Source organism: Streptomyces sp. CA-142005, from assembly GCF_050942335.1.
Taxonomy (GTDB): domain Bacteria; phylum Actinomycetota; class Actinomycetes; order Streptomycetales; family Streptomycetaceae; genus Streptomyces.
The window spans coordinates 2,967,092-2,984,567 of sequence record NZ_CP192078.1 but is presented as its reverse complement, the minus strand read 5'-3'; the positions used below and the strand labels follow the sequence as shown (position 1 = coordinate 2,984,567).

17 protein-coding genes are annotated in these 17,476 nt (G+C 70.9%); 10 read left to right on the top strand and 7 right to left on the bottom strand.

Going from position 1 to position 17,476, the window contains the following annotated elements:
* Positions 1–329: 329 nt before the first annotated feature.
* Both ACQPXS_RS14250 and ACQPXS_RS14245 read right to left on the bottom strand, forming a co-directional pair.
* Positions 330–809: a DUF1772 domain-containing protein gene (locus ACQPXS_RS14250; protein WP_433455810.1), complete on the bottom strand. Its 480-nt coding sequence runs from the start codon at positions 807–809 to the stop codon at positions 330–332.
* 170 nt (positions 810–979) lie between these two features.
* On the bottom strand, positions 980–1,675 hold the full coding sequence (locus tag ACQPXS_RS14245) for a DUF2293 domain-containing protein (protein ID WP_433449540.1): 696 nt from the start codon (positions 1,673–1,675) through the stop codon (positions 980–982).
* A 310-nt stretch (positions 1,676–1,985) separates the two neighbouring features.
* Here ACQPXS_RS14245 and ACQPXS_RS14240 point away from each other — a divergent pair, with 310 nt between their 5' ends.
* Positions 1,986–2,618 carry a uridine kinase gene (locus ACQPXS_RS14240; RefSeq protein ID WP_433449539.1) on the top strand — a complete coding sequence of 211 codons (633 nt, stop codon included), beginning with the start codon at positions 1,986–1,988 and terminating at the stop codon, positions 2,616–2,618.
* Between the two features lie 31 nt (positions 2,619–2,649).
* On the opposite strand, the gene corA is transcribed toward ACQPXS_RS14240, so the two are convergent.
* Positions 2,650–3,777 (bottom strand): magnesium/cobalt transporter CorA, encoded by a 1,128-nt coding sequence (gene corA / locus ACQPXS_RS14235; RefSeq protein ID WP_433449537.1) that lies wholly within the window; start codon positions 3,775–3,777, stop codon positions 2,650–2,652.
* A 222-nt stretch (positions 3,778–3,999) separates the two neighbouring features.
* On the opposite strand from corA, the gene ACQPXS_RS14230 reads away from it, so the two are divergent.
* Positions 4,000–4,794, top strand: coding sequence for a class I SAM-dependent methyltransferase (locus ACQPXS_RS14230; protein ID WP_433449534.1), 795 nt, complete (start codon positions 4,000–4,002; stop codon positions 4,792–4,794).
* A 27-nt stretch (positions 4,795–4,821) separates the two neighbouring features.
* Positions 4,822–4,959, top strand: a complete 138-nt coding sequence (locus ACQPXS_RS14225; protein ID WP_433449533.1) for a hypothetical protein — start codon at positions 4,822–4,824, stop codon at positions 4,957–4,959.
* On the opposite strand, the gene ACQPXS_RS14220 is transcribed toward ACQPXS_RS14225, so the two are convergent.
* Together ACQPXS_RS14220 and ACQPXS_RS14215 are read right to left on the bottom strand one after the other, a co-directional pair.
* Positions 4,956–5,879 (bottom strand): carbohydrate kinase family protein, encoded by a 924-nt coding sequence (locus ACQPXS_RS14220; RefSeq protein WP_433455808.1) that lies wholly within the window; start codon positions 5,877–5,879, stop codon positions 4,956–4,958. The two genes, ACQPXS_RS14225 and ACQPXS_RS14220, sit on opposite strands and share 4 nt — an antisense overlap.
* Entirely contained in the window at positions 5,876–6,784 is a 909-nt protein-coding gene (locus tag ACQPXS_RS14215; protein ID WP_433449531.1) for a pseudouridine-5'-phosphate glycosidase, read from the bottom strand. Before ACQPXS_RS14215 ends, ACQPXS_RS14220 begins: the two co-directional genes overlap by 4 nt.
* A gap of 113 nt (positions 6,785–6,897) precedes the next feature.
* On the opposite strand from ACQPXS_RS14215, the gene ACQPXS_RS14210 reads away from it, so the two are divergent.
* Positions 6,898–7,329, top strand: coding sequence for a VOC family protein (locus ACQPXS_RS14210; RefSeq protein WP_433449530.1), 432 nt, complete (start codon positions 6,898–6,900; stop codon positions 7,327–7,329).
* 58 nt (positions 7,330–7,387) lie between these two features.
* Here ACQPXS_RS14210 and ACQPXS_RS14205 read toward each other — a convergent pair whose 3' ends face one another.
* Complete coding sequence (locus ACQPXS_RS14205; RefSeq protein ID WP_351800736.1) at positions 7,388–7,942, bottom strand: methylated-DNA--[protein]-cysteine S-methyltransferase; 555 nt, start codon at positions 7,940–7,942, stop codon at positions 7,388–7,390.
* A 41-nt stretch (positions 7,943–7,983) separates the two neighbouring features.
* Entirely contained in the window at positions 7,984–8,853 is an 870-nt protein-coding gene (locus tag ACQPXS_RS14200) for a glycerophosphodiester phosphodiesterase (RefSeq protein ID WP_433449527.1), read from the bottom strand.
* A 281-nt stretch (positions 8,854–9,134) separates the two neighbouring features.
* Between ACQPXS_RS14200 and ACQPXS_RS14195 the strand changes: the two genes are divergently transcribed.
* From ACQPXS_RS14195 to ACQPXS_RS14170, 6 genes are all read left to right on the top strand, one after another.
* Complete coding sequence (locus ACQPXS_RS14195) at positions 9,135–10,001, top strand: MHYT domain-containing protein (RefSeq protein WP_433449525.1); 867 nt, start codon at positions 9,135–9,137, stop codon at positions 9,999–10,001.
* A 40-nt stretch (positions 10,002–10,041) separates the two neighbouring features.
* Positions 10,042–12,189, top strand: a complete 2,148-nt coding sequence (gene uvrB / locus ACQPXS_RS14190; RefSeq protein ID WP_365326372.1) for an excinuclease ABC subunit UvrB — start codon at positions 10,042–10,044, stop codon at positions 12,187–12,189.
* A gap of 156 nt (positions 12,190–12,345) precedes the next feature.
* Entirely contained in the window at positions 12,346–12,924 is a 579-nt protein-coding gene (locus tag ACQPXS_RS14185; protein WP_351800743.1) for a TerD family protein, read from the top strand.
* A gap of 61 nt (positions 12,925–12,985) precedes the next feature.
* Entirely contained in the window at positions 12,986–14,962 is a 1,977-nt protein-coding gene (locus ACQPXS_RS14180) for a TerD family protein (protein ID WP_433449523.1), read from the top strand.
* A gap of 221 nt (positions 14,963–15,183) precedes the next feature.
* Positions 15,184–16,185 (top strand): TerC family protein, encoded by a 1,002-nt coding sequence (locus ACQPXS_RS14175; protein WP_433449522.1) that lies wholly within the window; start codon positions 15,184–15,186, stop codon positions 16,183–16,185.
* 171 nt (positions 16,186–16,356) lie between these two features.
* Positions 16,357–17,457 (top strand): calcium:proton antiporter, encoded by a 1,101-nt coding sequence (locus ACQPXS_RS14170; protein ID WP_433449521.1) that lies wholly within the window; start codon positions 16,357–16,359, stop codon positions 17,455–17,457.
* The last annotated feature ends 19 nt before the right edge of the window (positions 17,458–17,476 follow it).

Here is a 17,476-nt window from a genome sequence, read left to right as displayed (position 1 = left end):
GGTTGGTCAGCGGCTGGTCGCGGCTGGTCAGCGGCTGGTCAGTGGATGATCAGGAGCGGAGCCGGCAGGGAGTGTTCGGGGGCGGGTCGGGGGGGCAGGGACTGATCAGGGCGTGGTCAGGGAGGGGTCACGGAGGGGAGCAGGGTGCAGTCAGGGATCGGTCTGGGAGGGGCCAGGGTGCAGTCAGGGATCGGTCTGGGAGGGGCCAGGGTGCAGTCAGGGAGCGGTCAGGGGCCTGCCGCAGGTGGGTCGGGGTGCGGTCGGGCATGACCAGGCCAGGGGGACCGTGGCTTGTCAGGAGCTGGTCACGCAAACGGCCCGTACCGGGATCAGGTGAGAGCCAGTACGTAGACCAGGGCGGCCGCTGCCGAGGCGACGGTGCGGACATGGTTCCAGAACGTCCACTCGCGCACATACGCCGGCCAGTACACGGCGGCCTCCGGGGCGCCCGGGGTCAGCTGGGCCAGCCTGTCGTTGCGCGGGACGTTGGCAACGATCGTCAGCCCGAACGATCCGCAGAGGTACAGCGCGCTGCCCATCAGCAGTTCGAGCCTCCCCTCGTTCGGCCACACCACGAACGTCACCACCGCGATCACCGCGCTCAGCACCGCCGAGCCGGTGAACACCGTCATGAAGGCGGGCCGGACCGCGGCGACATTGATCGCGTTCATCGCCGCGACGCCCTGCGCGGGCGGCAGCGCCGCGAGCCCCCGCATCACAAAGGTCGAGAACGCACAGAAGGCGCCGGCCATCAGCCCGGTGCCGAGAATCCCCGCGACGACCAGCACGAAGAACGGCCCGTCGATCATCTCCACGCCCCATCCAGTCTCGTTCCGCCCAGTACGCACCCGGCATCACCATCATCCCCAGTGAATGCCCAGGAACGGGCGCGGACCACGGCCGAGAAACGCGACGAGATGCGCGAGCGTCTCCGTCGCCCCCTCCCTCTTCCCCCTCCCCCTCCCCCTCCCCCTCCCCATCAGCCAACCTCCGCCCCCGCGTCCTGCCAGGCCCGCAGCACGCTCTCCACGGCCGGGGCGATCCGGCGCCGTGCCTCGTACCGGGACACCCCACTCATCAGCAGCTGGTCGTACGGCGTGTCCACATGCCGTACGGCCGCCACCACCGCCGAGGCCACGGCTCCCTCCGACAGCGCCCGCCCGGCCGCGCTGCGCCCCACTCGCCCGCTGCCGCGCACGGACGCGTGCGCCGCGATGGCTCGCGCTCGGTCGGCAGGGCAGCCGGGAAAGAGCCGCAGGATCTCGGCCGCGAAAGCCGCCGCGAACCGTTCGTCCTCCGCCGCCCGGCGCCGTGCGTCCCGCGCCCGCCGCCTGCGCCGCGCCTCAGCGTCCGCCAGGCAGCGGGCCTCGGCCCGGGCCAGCGCCGCCTCCTCCACGAGCACGCCCTGCCGCTCGTAACGGCTCTTGCGCCGGTTGAACCGCACCACGACGACCGACAGCCCGCTCTCCTCCCTCGACCTGCGGGTCAGCGCGGTGTCCCCGCGCGGCAGGAACACCAGGTGTCCGAGGTCCGCGCAGTGCAGGCAACGCGGTGCCCCGTCCTCCAGCACGAGCAGCGACAGTGGTCCGCGCCGGCACGTGGCGCACCGCTTGGGCTTCTGTGCCTGGATGACGACAAGCCGACCGGGGGAGTGGGGAGTTGAGGGAAGCGCCATACGCGGTACTTTCCCCGCTGCCGCCCGCGCCTCCCACGCCTTGTCTACTCTGCGGTCTCCTTCTCCTTCTTCACCTTTGTCGCCTCTGCCTCCTTCCAAGATGTCCTCGCCGGCTCGGCCGCACACTGATCCCCGCCTCGGCGCGGCGCGCACCTGGAGCGAGACCCATCTCCCGAACCTGCTTGCGGTCCGCCGAGCGTCCGAACACCGCAACTGGCCCCGGCGCCCCCGACACCGGTCAGCTCCCGGTCGGGCCCGTGACCCGCAGGCACTGTCACCTCACCTTCCGGCACCCGGCATCATGGGCCGTGTGCGACTCGAAGCGATCACCTGGGACCGGCTCGCGGAGCGGCTCGCCGATCGGCTGGCCGGGCTGGAGCCGGCCGACGGGAGCGCCTGGCCGCGTGTCGGCTTCGACGGGGCCCCGGCCGCCCGGCCCGGCGACCTCGCCGAACGGGTCGGGGAGGCGTTGCGGGTGCGCGGCCGGCCCTCACTGGTGGTCGGCGCCGAGGGGTTCCTGCGTCCGGCCTCGCTGCGCCTGGAACACGGGCGGCGCGACGCGGAGTCGTACTACGGCGGCTGGTTCGACACCGGCGCCCTGTGGCGCGAGGTCTTCGGCCCCCTCGACCCCGGTGGCAGCGGGCGCGTCCTGCCCGACCTGTGGGATCCGGCCACCGACCGGGCCACCCGCAGCCCGTATGTCCAACTCCCGCCGGGAGGAGTCCTGTTGCTGCACGGCCCCCTTCTGCTGCGGCACTGGTTTCCCTTCGACCTGACCGTGCACCTCCTCCTCTCCCCGGGTGCTCTGCGCCGTCGTACCCCCGAGTCCGAGCACTGGACGCTCCCCGCCTTCGAGCGCTACGAGTCCGAGACCGACCCCGCGGGCACGGCGGACGTCCTCGTACGCGCCGACGACCCGCGCCGTCCCGCCTGGAGCGGCTGATCCCGGCGGCCCGGCAGCGCGGCCCGGCGGCTCAGAGCCAGCCGTTGCGCCTGAAGCCCCGGTACAGCACCAGACATGCCGTCGCCATGACGGCCATGACCAGCGGATAGCCGAACCGCCAGTGCAGCTCCGGCATGTGGTCGAAGTTCATGCCGTACACCCCGCACACCATCGTCGGCACGGCGATCACCGCGGCCCAGGCCGTGATCTTCCGCATGTCCTCGTTCTGTGCGACGGTCACCTGCGCGAGGTGGGCCTGCAGGATCGAGTTGAGCAGTTCGTCGAAGGCGGCGATCTGTTCCTTGGCCCGTATCAGGTGGTCGAGCACGTCCCGGAAGTAGGCCTGTATCTCCGGGGCGACGACCCGTATGGGCCGGGTGGCAAGGTCCTCCACCGGGCGGCCGAGCGGCACCACCGCCCGCTTCAGCTCCAGCAGTTCACGTTTCATCTGGTAGATGCGGCCGGGGTCGAGCCGTGCGCTGTTCTCTGAGAAGACGTCCGTCTCGACCTGGTCGATGTCGGCCTGCACCGCGTCCGTGACGTTCAGATAGTCGTCGACGACATGGTCGGCGATCGCGTGCAGCACCGCCGCCGGCCCCTTGGCGAGCTGATACGGATGCGCTTCCAGCTCCTCGCGCAGCGGGCCCAGTGACCCGTGCCGGCCGTGCCGCACCGTGATGACGAAGTCCTCGCCGACGAACACCATGATCTCGCCGGTGTTGACCACCTCGCTGGTCGCCGTCAGCTGTTCGTGCTCCACATAGCAGACCGTCTTGAACACCGCGAAGAGCGTGTCGCCGTAGTGCTCCAGCTTCGGACGCTGATGAGCCTCGACCGCGTCCTCCACCGCCAGGGGGTGCAAGTCGAACAGCTCCGCGATGCCCGCGAACTCACGGTCCGTCGGCTCGTGCAGTCCGAGCCAGACGAACCCCTCGCCCGTCTTGCGCACCATCCGCACGGCCTCCACCAGGTCCGTGCACTGCGGCACGCGCACGCCGTCCTGGTACGTCACACAGTTGACCACCGAGGAGCCCAACGGTGACCGGGCGGGATGGCTCAGGTCCACGCGCGGCCGTCGCCGGGTCAGCCGCGCCACCTTGCGCAGGCCGCCGACCCTGCCCAGCCCTGTGACCTTCCGCAGATTCCCCGCCATGGACATCTGGATCTCCTTGCCTGGATCTCCTCACGCAACGCTTTTCGCGCCTTGCCCGGCAAGTCTGCCAGCCGAGCGCAAAGCGTGGGTAAGCCTGTGGGAACGTGATGTTCCGCTTGGTTCCCGGCTGTGGACGGAGCATAGATGCCGCGGCCACCTCGGCCTGGTCCGTCCCCGGCCGGGGCGTCGGCCGACCGGTCAAAGCCGGGCGACTGGGATGATCGTGGCATGACCTCATCCGACGGGTACCTCCTCGAGAACCGGCAGAACGAGGCCGCGGAGCGCTTCGACGCCTTCGCCACCCTCTTCGATCCGACGACCTTCCGGCACATCGAGGCGTTCGGCATCGGGCCCGGCTGGCGCTGCTGGGAAGTCGGCGCCGGCGGCACCTCCGTGGTGTCCTGGCTCGCAAGGAAGGTGGGCCCCACCGGGCAGGTCGTCGCCACCGACATCGACACCTCGCGGCTGGCCGCCGCGGCCCGCCCGCCGGTGGAGGTCCGCGTCCACGACGTGGGTGCCGAGGAACCGCCGGGTGAAGGTTTCGACCTGGTCCACGCCCGGCTCGTCCTCGTCCATGTGCCGGACCGGGAAAGGGCCTTGCGGTCCATGATCCAGGCCCTGCGGCCCGGCGGGGTGCTGCTGATCGAGGATGCCGATCCCGCTCTCCAGCCCCTGATCTGTCCCGACGAGTACGGCCCCGAGCAGCGGCTCGCCAACCGCCTGCGGCAGGGCTTCCGCAAGCTGCTCGCCGAACGTGGCGCGGATCTGTCGTACGGCCGCAAACTCCCGCGTCTGCTCCGCGAGGCCGGACTGAGCGGGGTGGAGGCCGATGCGTTCTTCCCGGTGACGTCACCTGCCTGCACCGCTCTTGAGGCCGCGACGGTCCGTCAGATCCGGGACCGGCTGGTCACCGCGGGGCTCGCCACCGACGAGGACGTCGACCAGCACCTGGCCAACGTCGAGTCCGGCGGCATGGACCTGGCCACCGCGCCGATGATCTCGGCGTGGGGGAGGAAGGACTAGAGGAAGGACTGGGGGGAGAAGGCCTGGGTGCGCGCGCCTTGGTACGCGCGGATCCCAGCCGCCCGGGCCGGGTTCGGTGCGGATCCCGGCCGCCCCGGCCGCGGCGTACGCGGCGCGGGCCGGGCCCGCGCCGCCGATGTCCTCGTGGCCTCGGCGGGCGGCTAGCCGCCGTGCCCGGGACCCGGCGGTCGGGCACCCACCCGTTCGACCGCCTCCGCACCCGCCCGGCAGCCGCGTGCCGCCGCCTCCTCCGGGTCCGCGCCCGCCAGCAGGGCGGCGAGGAACGCACCGGTGAAGGCGTCACCGGCGCCCGTGGTGTCCTGCGCGACCGCCTCCACGGCCGGGACCCTGGTCGGTGCGCTGCCGGAACGGGCCACCAGCGCACCGTCCACACCCGCCTTGGCGACCACCAGCGGAACGAGACGGCTCAACTTGGCCGCCGCGTCCACCGGATCCGGCAGCCCCGTCAGCAGGCATGCCTCGTCCCGGCTGGGCAGCAACACGTCCAGCTCCTCCGCGAAGGCCAGGAAGCGGTCCACCCCCAGCCGCACCAGGAAGCCGGCCGACGCCGGATCCAGGCTGACCGGCACGCCACGCGCGCGTGCCGCCGCGAGCGCCGTCCGTGCGAGTTCCCGGCTCGGCTCCGTGAACAGCAGATAGCCCGACAGGTGCAGCCGGCCGACACCGTCGAGCAGCGCGTCCGACCAGTCGGCGGGTTCGAGCCGCAAGGACGCCCCGCTGTCCGTGAGGAACGTACGCTCCGCCGCCGCACCCGCATCGACGAGGCAGATCACCGTCCCGGTCGCCGCTGTCGGATCGACCACCAGCCGGGGCCGCACCCCGGCGGCGACCAGCTCACGCTCGTGCCAGGCGGCCGCGTCCGCGCCCACCCGCCCGAGCAGCCGCACGTCCGCACAGCCCGTGTGGGCGGCCCAGCAGGCCACGTTCGCGCCCGCGCCGCCCGGCAGCGTGCGGATCGCCGCGGCGGTGTCGGTGCCGGCCGCGAGCGGCCCCTGGTGCCGGGCGACCACATCGGTGACCACGTCCCCGACGACCAGCAGGGCCCCGTCCCGGCCCGGGGTCATCCCCTGGTCCACGCCGTGGCGATCCGCGCCGCCAGCCGTACGTTGCCGCGGACGGCCGCCAGATTGGCGCTCAGGGAGGCCCCGTCGGTGTGCCGGACCAGGTAGTCCAGCAGGAACGGGGTCACCGCCGGACCGGAGATGCCCTGGTCCGCGCAGTCGCGCAGGCCGTCGGCGAGCACGCGCGCGTGCAGCTCGGGATCGAGCTGCTCCGCCTCGGGCACGGGCTGGGCGACGATCAGCGCCGACGGCGGCGCGTCGAGCGCGTCCTGGGCCCGCATGACGCCCGCGACCTGCTCCGGGGTCTCCAGCGTCCAGTCGACCGGATGCCCCGAGTCGGACAAGTAGAAGCCGGGGAACCGGCCCGTGCCGTACCCGGCGACGGCCACGCCCAGCGTCTCCAGCCGCTGCAGGGTCGCCGGCACGTCCAGGATCGACTTCACGCCCGCGCAGACCACCGTGATCCGGGTGCGGGCCAGCAGGCCCAGGTCGGCCGACTCGTCCTGGGTCACCGTCCATTCCCGGTGCACCCCGCCCAGCCCGCCGGTGGCGAACACCCGAAGGCCCGCGAGCGCGGCCAGTTGCGCCGTCGCCGACACCGTGGTCGCCCCGCTCGCACCGCTCGCCACGGCGAGCGGCAGATCGCGGTGGCCGAGCTTGCGGATGCCGTCCTCGTTCGCGACCCGCTCCAGCTGCTCCTTGTCCAGGCCGACACGGGCACGACCGTCGAGCACGGCGATGGTCGCCGGTACGGCGCCCTCCCGGCGCACCGCGTCCTCCAGCTCCAGCGCCACCTGCAGATTGCGCGGGCGGGGCAGACCGTGCGCGATGATCGTGGACTCCAGAGCCACCACCGGCCGCCCTGCGTCGATCGCTTCCCGGACCTCTTCCGACACCACCAGCACCACGCACCGCCTCCTGTCCGTCGGCCTTTCCTCATCTCTGGCGGGCTCCGGCCGCCGTTAAACGCTCACGGCCTGTCGCCCTTGCGGACCGTGCGGGAGGCCACCAGCCTGGGCGCATGACCAGGAACAGCACGCGTCTCGACCACGTCGTCCTGTGGGTGACCGATCCCGTGGCCGCGGCCGGCTTCTACCAGGACGCCGTCGGTCTCGAACCGATCAGGGTCGCCGAGTTCGCCGAGGGGAAGGTGGCCTTCCCCTCCGTACGCGTCAACGAGGAGACCATCCTCGACCTCGCCCCGCTCACCATGGCCGCCCGCATGAACATGCTGCCCGGTGCGGCCGAGAGCGCCGGCCACCCCGTCAACCACGTCTGCCTCTCCCTGCCGGGAGACGCCTTCGACGCCCTCCGCGCCCGCCTGCAGGAACACGGCGTCGCCCTGTCGGGCATCGACCACGGCCTGTCCGGCGCCCGCGGCAACGCCACGCGCAGCTTCTACTTCCGCGACCCCGACGGCAACGTCTTCGAGGCCCGGCACTACGACGAGTAGCCGAGACCGGTCGGACACCGATGGCCGGGGCCGGTCAGAGACGAAAAGTCGGGGCCGGTCAGAACAGCGGCTCGGGCAGCACACCCTCCAGGGCGAGCAGCTGCCGCTTGGTCTCCAGGCCGCCCCCGAAGCCGCCGATCCCTCCATCGCTCTCCACCACCCGGTGACAGGGCACGACCACCGGCAGTGGATTGGCACCCATGGCCGCGCCGACCGCCTGCGCCCCGCCCGGCTGCCCGACCCGCCCGGCGAGATCGCCGTACCCCACCACCGTGCCGTACGGCACACCGGAGGCCAGCTCGCGCAGCACCTGCCGGTTGAAGCCCGAGATCAGCGACCAGTCCAGCGGCAGGTCGAAGTCGTGCCGCTCGCCCGCGAAGTAGGCCCGCAGCTGGCGTATCGCCTCCGCCAGCAGCGGCGAGTCGGGATCCTCCACCGGAGCCGCGCCCAGCCGGGCCGCCAGCCGCTCCAGGGCGCGGTCGCGCACCGCGTCCGTGGCGTGGAAGACGACGTTGACCAGGCCGTCACGCGTCGCCGCCAGCATCAGCGGCCCGATGTCCGTGCCCACCACGGCCCACACGACCTGCTGCTCATCCTGCCCATGGCTGTCCATGCGCCCACGGTACGGCCCGCCACTGACAATGCCCGCCGCACTCACTCCGAGCCGAGCGCCGCCCGCACCACGTCGGGCTTGTTGGTGATGATCCCGTCCACGTCGTAGCCCGCGACCTTGCGCGCGGTCGCCGCGTCGTTCACCGTCCAGGCGAACAGCTCGAGCGGCCTGCCGTGCGGCCCGTCGAAGGCGTGCACGGCCGCGACGTACCCCTTGGAGAGCGAGCCGTACGGCGGGTTGACGAGATCGGTGAAGTCCGCGTACTGGTGCAGCCACGCCACGGTGGGCGAGCCGAGATAGCCGGTGGTGACCGCGGGCTCCAGTTCGTGCACGGTCCGGATGCTGTCGGCACTGAAACTCTGCACGATCAGCCGGCCCAGGTGCTTGTGGTCCAGCCAGCCCTCGTTCCCGAGCAGCTTCAGGGTCTGCTGCTCGATGCCCGGATACAGCTCCGGGTTCTTGATCTCCAGGAGCAGCTTCTCGTGGTTGTGCTCGACCCGGCGCATGTACTGATCCAGCGTCGGCACGCGCGTGTCCGCGTAGGCGGGGGAGTACCAGCTGCCCGCGTCCAGCCGGGCGATCTCGGCCGCGGTGAAGTCCTTCACCTTCCACGGCGCCCGTCCGGGGAACACCTGCTCGACGTTCGTGGTGCGCTGCAGGCTGTCGTCGTGGATGACGACCAGTTCGCCGTCCTTGGTGCGCTGGACGTCGTTCTCGACCCAGGAGAAGCCCAGCTGCGCGGCCTTGTCGATCGAGGCCAGCGTGTTCTCGGGAGCGTAGCCGGAGGCACCCCGGTGGGCGATCACCGTGGGCTCGCAGACGCCGCCGGCCCGGGCGTCGGAGCCGGGGTTCAGCAGGGCCGCCGTCCCCAGGACCGCGGCGACCGTGGCGGCAACTACGCGCGCGTGCATGCAGACTCCTCGCTTCGAGCGAACACGGACAGCAACCAGCCTGACAGCAGACGGTCACCAGCACCCGAGCGCACGATGCCCACAGACGGAACGGATATGTCCCAAGTCCGCACACCGGTGCCGCACAACTGCGGCAAGGCCGTGTTTCTTTGCCGGAAAATCGTTCGACCATTCCGGTGGGGGTCATACTCTCTGCGACAACCCTGACCGCCCCGGCGGTCCTGGGCCGGGGGAACATTTCAACGATTCCGGGACGCAACAGGGCGGAAGGGCAGCCGCGGATGCAAGGCACGGTCGACGGATTCAGCTACGGGGCCGTCACTCCATTGGTGGCCTACCTGATGGCCTGCCTCGGCGGCGCCCTCGGCCTGCGCTGCACCACCCGGTCCCTGCTGGTCACGCACTCGCGGCGGCCGGCCTGGCTGGCCCTCGGCTCCGCCGCGATCGGCTCCGGCATCTGGACCATGCACTTCGTCGCCATGATGGGCTTCGCCATCAAGGAGACGTCGATCCACTACGACAAGCCGATCACCTACGCGAGCCTCGGCCTCGCCATCGTGATGGTCGGTGTCGGGATCTTCATCGTCGGCTACCGGGGCGCCACCGGCACCGCGCTGTTCACCGGCGGCACGATCACCGGTCTGGGCGTCGCCTCGATGCACTACCTCGGCATGGCCGGCGTGCACTTCCACGGGCGATTCACCTACAACACGTTCACCGTCGCCGCCTCCGTCGTCATAGCGGTCGTGGCCGCCACCGCCGCGCTGTGGGCAGCCGGACGCGTCCGGGGCTTCATGTGGAGCGTGGGGGCGAGCCTCGTCATGGGGCTCGCGGTCAGCGGCATGCACTACACGGGCATGGCCGCCCTCGGCGTCCACCTCGACGGCATCTCCCGCACCGGGGGAGGCGCCCCGGAGCCGTCCGTGCTCGCGCCCATGCTGATCGGCCCGCTCGCCTTCCTGCTCCTCGCGGGCATCCTGGTGGTCTTCGACCCGCTGATGATCACGGGCCGGCCCGTCCCCAGGCCCGTCGAGCACAAACCGGGTGTCCCCGCCTCCGCCGTCGCGTCCCACCCGCACCGCAGTCCCGCCCTCCACGAGGAGTACCGGCCCGAGCGCCACGTGTCCCGGACCCCGCAGAACCGCTGATCCGGACCCGTTGTCAGTGCGGGGTCGTACGGTGGATGACATGCGGCCCGTTTCCCAGATCGAACGCACGGTGGCGCCCTTCGAGGTCGTCAGCCCCTACCAGCCCAGCGGCGACCAGCCGACGGCCATCGCCGACCTCGCCAAGCGCATCCAGGCCGGTGAGAAGGACGTCGTCCTGCTGGGCGCGACCGGCACCGGCAAGTCCGCCACCACCGCGTGGATGATCGAGAAGCTCCAGCGCCCCACGCTCGTGATGGCGCCGAACAAGACGCTGGCCGCCCAGCTGGCCAACGAGTTCCGCGAGCTCCTGCCCAACAACGCGGTCGAATACTTCGTCTCGTACTACGACTACTACCAGCCCGAGGCCTACGTCCCGCAGTCGGACACCTACATCGAGAAGGACTCCTCGATCAACGAGGAGGTCGAGCGGCTGCGCCACTCGGCGACGAACTCGCTGCTCACCCGCCGCGACGTCATCGTGGTCGCCTCGGTGTCCTGCATCTACGGCCTCGGTACTCCGCAGGAGTACGTGGACCGGATGGTCCCCCTCAGGGTCGGCGACGAGATCGACCGGGACGAGCTGCTGCGCCGCTTCGTCGACATCCAGTACACGCGCAACGACATGGCCTTCACCCGCGGCACCTTCCGGGTCCGCGGCGACACCATCGAGATCTTCCCGGTCTACGAGGAGCTGGCCGTCCGCATCGAGATGTTCGGCGACGAGATCGAGGCACTCTCCACGCTCCACCCCCTCACGGGCGAGATCATCAGCGACGACCAGCAGCTGTACGTCTTCCCCGCCTCTCACTACGTCGCCGGCCCCGAGCGCATGGAGCGGGCCGTCAACGACATCGAGAAGGAGCTGGGGGAGCGCCTGGCCGAGCTGGAGAAGCAGGGCAAGCTCCTGGAGGCCCAGCGCCTGCGGATGCGCACCACGTACGACATCGAGATGCTCCGCCAGATCGGCACCTGCTCCGGCGTGGAGAACTACTCGATGCACTTCGACGGCCGTTCGCCCGGCTCCCCGCCCAACACCCTGCTGGACTACTTCCCGGACGACTTCCTGCTCGTCATCGACGAGTCGCACGTGACCGTCCCGCAGATCGGCGCCATGTACGAGGGCGACGCCTCCCGTAAGCGCACCCTCGTGGAGCACGGCTTCCGCCTGCCCTCCGCGCTGGACAACCGCCCGCTGAAGTGGGAGGAGTTCCAGGAGCGCATCGGGCAGACCGTCTATCTGTCCGCGACCCCGGGCACCTACGAGCTGTCCCGCGGGGACGGCGTCGTGGAGCAGATCATCCGCCCCACCGGTCTGGTCGACCCGGAGGTCGTGGTCAAGCCCACCGAGGGCCAGATCGACGACCTGGTGCACGAGATCCGCCAGCGCACCGAGAAGGACGAGCGTGTCCTCGTCACCACGCTCACCAAGAAGATGGCCGAGGACCTCACCGACTACTTCCTGGAGCTCGGCATCCAGGTGCGCTATCTGCACAGCGACGTCGACACCCTGCGCCGCGTCGAGCTGCTGCGCGAACTGCGCTCCGGTGAGTACGACGTCCTGGTCGGCATCAACCTCCTGCGGGAGGGCCTCGACCTGCCCGAGGTGTCCCTGGTGGCGATCCTGGACGCCGACAAGGAGGGCTTCCTGCGCTCGGGCACCTCGCTGATCCAGACCATCGGCCGCGCTGCGCGCAACGTCTCCGGCCAGGTCCACATGTACGCCGACAAGATCACCCCGGCGATGGAGAAGGCCATCGAGGAGACCAACCGCCGCCGGGAGAAGCAGATCGCCTACAACAAGGCCAACGGCATCGACCCGCAGCCGCTGCGCAAGAAGATCAACGACATCGTCGCGCAGATCGCCCGCGAGGAGGTCGACACCGAGCAGCTGCTCGGCAGCGGCTACCGCAAGTCCAAGGACGGCAAGGGCGCCAAGGCACCGGTCCCGGCGCTCGGCGACAAGGCGGCCAAGGCCGCGAAGGCCGGCAAGGCCGCCAAGGGCAAGGCGGCGGCCACGGTTCCCACGGACCGCCCGGCGGCCGAACTCGCCGAGCAGATCGAGGAGATGACCGAGCGGATGCGCGCCGCCGCTGCGGAGCTGCAGTTCGAGATCGCGGCCCGGCTGCGTGACGAGGTCTCGGAGATGAAGAAGGAACTGCGCCAGATGCGGGAGGCCGGTCTCGCCTGAGCCCCGCGACCCTGCCGGACCTCGGTATATGCGCGAAGTGTTGCAACACCGACACAAAGCGCGGGCCGGGGTTCGGCACTGTCGGCGCCCCTGCGTAGGGTTCTGGACAACCGCGCACTGCGCGGCAACAGGGGACCTTCGAGAGGGGATTCAGCGGTGTCCGTCAACTTGAGCAAGGGTCAGGCCATCAGCCTGGAGAAGAAGGACGGGGGCACCCTCACCGCGGTCCGTATGGGGCTCGGCTGGCAGGCCGCGAAGCGACGCGGTCTGTTCGGGTCCCGCACGCGCGAGATCGACCTGGACGCGTCGGCCGTCCTCTTCGCCGAGGGCCAGCCGGTCGATGTCGTCTTCTTCCGCCACCTGGTGAGCGACGACGGCTCCGTCCGCCACACCGGCGACAACCTCGTCGGCGGCGCCGGACAGGGCGGTGACGACGAGGCGATCCTCGTGGACCTGCAGCGCGTTCCGGTCCACATCGACCAGATCGTCTTCACCGTGAACTCCTTCACGGGCCAGACCTTCCAGGAGGTGCAGAACGCGTTCTGCCGTCTCGTGGACGAGACCAATGGCCAGGAGCTGGCCCGCTACACGCTGGACGGCGGCGGCGACTACACCGCCCAGATCATGGCCAAGGTGCACCGCGCGGGCTCCAGCTGGACGATGACCGCCCTGGGCGCCGCGGCCTACGGCCGTACGTTCCAGGACCTCATGCCGGAGATCCAGAAGCACCTTTAGGCCCGCCCGCTCGACCGGCGGAGCGCAGGACAGAACGACAACGACACAGGGGGCGACGGCGATGACGGCCGAGCTGGTGCGGGGGCAGAACCACCCGCTGTCCCAGGTCCGGCTGGCGATCCGGATCTCGGCCGGGGCGCCGGTCCTGGCCGGAGCCACACTCGGCGACGAGAACGGCACGGTCCACGGTGCCCAGTGGGTGGCCCACCCCGGCGCCCCCGCCCTGCCCGGCGTCGAGGTGCCCCGGCACGCCGCCACCAGGCACCGGCTCACCGTCGATCTGGGCGCCCTCCCCGAGGCCGTCCACCGCGTCAGCGTCTTCCTCGCCCTGCCCACCGAGGCCGGCGCACCGCTCCGGTTCGGTGCCGTCGCCGCCCCGCACACGACGGTCGAGGGCCCCGACGGCACCGAACTCGTCTGCTACACCCTCACCGGCCTGGACAGCGAGACGGCCGTGCTCGCTCTGGAGCTGTACCGCAGACAGGGCGCCTGGAAGGTGCGTGCGGTGGGCCAGGGCTACGAGGCCGGGCTCCCCGCGCTCCTGGCCGACCAGGGCCTGCGCGAGGCCGCCGACGTCGGAGCCGCCGCCCATGCGGCGACGGCCCTCGGCGGGCCGGCGGCCCCTGGCGAGGCGGCCGCCCACGGCCCGTCCCGCGCGCTGTCGACACCGACCTCCGCACCGTCAGCGCACGGGACTTCGGCCCGCGCCCCGCAGGACACCTCTGCTGCCCTGCCACACGACGCGTCCGTCTCCGCCGCGCGCGTCACGCCGGCTGCCGGGCCGTACGACACCCAGGCATCCGGCGGCACAGCCCCACGAGACCCCGGCACCCCTGTCGACTACACGCACCCGGGCCGTCATCCGCACGACACACCGCCTCCGGTGGCTCCGGCCGCCGACGGCCGGCCCGCGCAGCCCGTCGCGGGCGACGCCGTGGGCTGGTCGATGGAGGAGCGGCTGTACAACCAGGTCTGGGGCATGTTCGAGGACCTGGCCCGCACGACCGCCGCATACCGCAGCGCCGTCGACTTCGCCGACTCCCGCCTGGAGAAGGAACTCGACCAGGCCCTCACCGACCCCCGCGGCCGGCTCGGCACCGCGGGCGACGCCGCGCGCGAGGCGGCTCACGCCCGCCGGACACAGCTGGTGGACCAGGCGCGTGCGGTCCTCGACCGTGACCTCGGCCAGCTCACGGCCGAGTCCGAGGTGGTCGAACCCGCGCTTCCGCCCGCCTACGCCCGCTGGGACAACCCCGTCTGGCACGGCTACCGTGTGCCCGCCGAGCCGCCGATGGCCCTGCGCCTCGGCGACCTCCATCTCCCCGAGAGCGTGCCGCTGCGCATCCCTCTGCTCGTCAGGCTCCCGCTGGAGCGCGGTCTGTGGCTCGACAGCGGACCGGCGGCGGCACCCGGCGGTTTCCCGGACTCCACCGAGCTGCGGCACCTGGCCCTGGAAGCGGCGGTGGCGCTCACGGCGCGGCTGCTCGCCGTGCATCCGGCGGGGGACTTCGCCGTACGGATCATCGACCCGGCCGGCACCGGGGCGGCAGCGTTCGCCCCGCTCACCCGGACCGGCGTGCTGGTCTCGCCTCCCGCGACCGGCGCGGCAGGGGTGACGGAGACGCTGGAGCGGCTCACCCGGCGAGTCGACCTGGTGCAGATGGCGGTGCGCGGCGGCGCACCCGAATCGCTGCCGGCCGATGTCGACACCGCACGTCAGCTGCTGATCGTCAACGACTTCCCGCACGGTTTCGACGAGCGGGCGGTGACCCGGCTGCGCTATCTCGCCGACGAGGGCCCCGACGTCGGTGTCCACCTCCTGCTGGTGGCGGACCGCGAGGACGCCGCCGCCTACGGCCCCCTGCTCGATCCGCTGTGGCGTTCGCTGATGCGACTGACCCCGGTGCCCGACGATCACTTCGCCGACCCCTGGGTGGGGCACGCCTGGACGTACGAACCGTCGCTGGTGCCGGCCGGGAGCCAGGTCGTGCACCAAGTGCTCACCGAGGTGGCCAAGGCCATGACCAAGCGCAGTTAAAAGCCTCTGACCAGGAATCTTGGTCTTTATTTTACTTTTCTCTTTACCTTTCTTTGGTGATTGGGTACTGTCTTCCGTACGGAGGGGAGTACTCCCTGACTGCGGCGCACCCGTCAATACGGACCGGTTCCGGTCCCGGGGCGTCGGCCCGACGCGGGTGGAAGAGACCTCCGGCAGCGACGACGCTGACGTGTTTGCCGTTACGTAATGCCGGAGGTGCAGTGGAAGTCTCCATGACCCTGTGGGTCCTGACCATCGTGGGCCTTGCCGCCCTGATCGCGGTCGACTTCTTCATCGGGCGCAAGCCCCATGAGGTGTCGATCAAGGAAGCCGGAATCTGGACCGGCGTCTGGATCGCCCTGGCCGGACTGTTCGGCCTCGGCCTTCTCGTCTTCGGCGGCGGACAGCCGGCCGGCGAGTTCTTCGCGGGATTCATCACCGAGAAGTCGCTGAGTGTCGACAACCTCTTCGTCTTCGTCCTGATCATGGCGAAGTTCGCGGTGCCCGCGCAGTACCAGCAGCGTGTTCTGCTCGTCGGCGTGCTCATAGCGCTGGTCCTGCGGGCCGTCTTCATCGCAGCGGGAGCCGCGATCATCGCCGGCTTCTCCTGGGTCTTCTTCCTCTTCGGCGCCTTCCTGATCTGGACCGCCTGGAAGCTCGTCCAGGAGGCCCGCGCGGACCAGGAGGACGAGGAGTACGAGGAGAACAAGCTGCTGAAGGCCGCGGAGCGCAAGTTCGGTGTGGCCGACCGGTACCACGGCACCAAGCTGTGGATACGGCAGAACGGCAAGCGGGTCATGACCCCGATGCTGGTCGTGATGCTCGCCATCGGCACCACGGACGTCCTGTTCGCCCTGGACTCCATACCCGCGATCTTCGGTCTGACCCAGGACCCGTACATCGTCTTCACCGCCAACGCCTTCGCCCTCATGGGTCTGCGGCAGCTGTACTTCCTCATCGGCGGCCTGCTGAAGAAGCTGGTCCACCTCTCGTACGGCCTGTCGGTCATCCTCGGCTTCATCGGCGTCAAGCTGGTGCTGCACGCCCTGCACGAGTCCGGCGTCCACGTCCCCGAGATCAGCATCCCGGTCTCGCTCGGCGTGATCTGCGCGGTCCTGGTCGTCACGACCATCACCAGCCTGATGGCCACCAGGAAGCAGCCCGCCGTCGAGGCCGCGCACGCAGCCGGCGAAGCCGCTGCCAAGGACAGCGTCGACGCCTGACCGGGCCTGCGGCAGATACGGCCGGGGCGGGAGCGGGAGCGCGCGAAGCAGACACCCGCTCCCGCCGGTGCGGGCCCCGCGGCGGAAGGGACGAGAGGTATCGGAAAGGAGAGGAGAAGCATCGGAAAAGAGCGGAATGCGAACCCTGTACGTCTCTGCGACCATCACCGCATGATCACTCGGCTCCGGACGCTCACCCGGCAATGGACGACCCTCGTGCCCGTCTTCGCCGTCGTCCTCCTGGTCTTCACCTGGGGCCGCAACCTGCCGGGCGCTGTCGTCGCGCTGGTGACCCTGGTGCTCGCCGGCTCCGTCCTGGCGGCCGTCCACCACGCCGAGGTCATCGCCCACCGCGTCGGCGAGCCCTTCGGCTCCCTGGTGCTCGCCGTCGCCGTCACGATCATCGAGGTGGCCCTGATCGTCACCCTCATGGCGGACGGCGGCGCCAAGAGTTCCACCCTGGCCAGGGACACCGTCTTCGCCGCCGTGATGATCACCTGCAACGGCATCGTCGGGCTCTGTCTGCTCGTCGCCTCCCTGCGGCACGGCACCGCGGTCTTCAACCCCGAGGGCACCGGCGCCGCCCTGGCGACCGTGGCGACGCTCGCCACGCTCAGCCTGGTGCTGCCGACCTTCACCACCAGCAAGCCCGGACCCGAGTTCTCCTCGGTGCAGCTGACCTTCGCCGCGCTGTCCTCGCTGATCCTCTACGGACTGTTCGTGGCCACCCAGACAGTGCGCCACCGCGACTACTTCCTGCCGATCACCCGGCAGGGCGAGGTCATCACCGCCGACGACCACGCCCGGCCCCCGTCCGCGCGGACCGCCCGGAACAGCCTCGGCCTGCTCGGCCTCGCCCTGATCGGCGTGGTCGGCCTGGCCAAGGGTGTGTCACCCACCATCGAGTCGGGCGTGGCGGCAGCCGGACTGCACCAGGCCGTCGTCGGTGTGATCATCGCCCTGCTCGTGCTGTTGCCGGAGACGATCGCGGCGCTGCGCGCCGCACGCCGCGACCGGGTGCAGACCAGCCTCAACCTCGCACTCGGCTCGGCCATGGCCAGCATCGGCCTGACCATCCCGGCCGTCGCCCTCGCCTCGATCTGGCTGTCCGGACCGCTCGTCCTCGGCCTCGGCTCGACACACATGCTGTTGCTCGCACTGACCATCGTGGTCAGCTCCCTGACAGTGGTGCCGGGACGGGCCACGCCCCTGCAGGGCGGTGTCCACCTGGTGCTCTTCGCGGCCTACCTGGAACTGGCCATCAGCCCGTAGCACGCCCACCCGCCCGGTC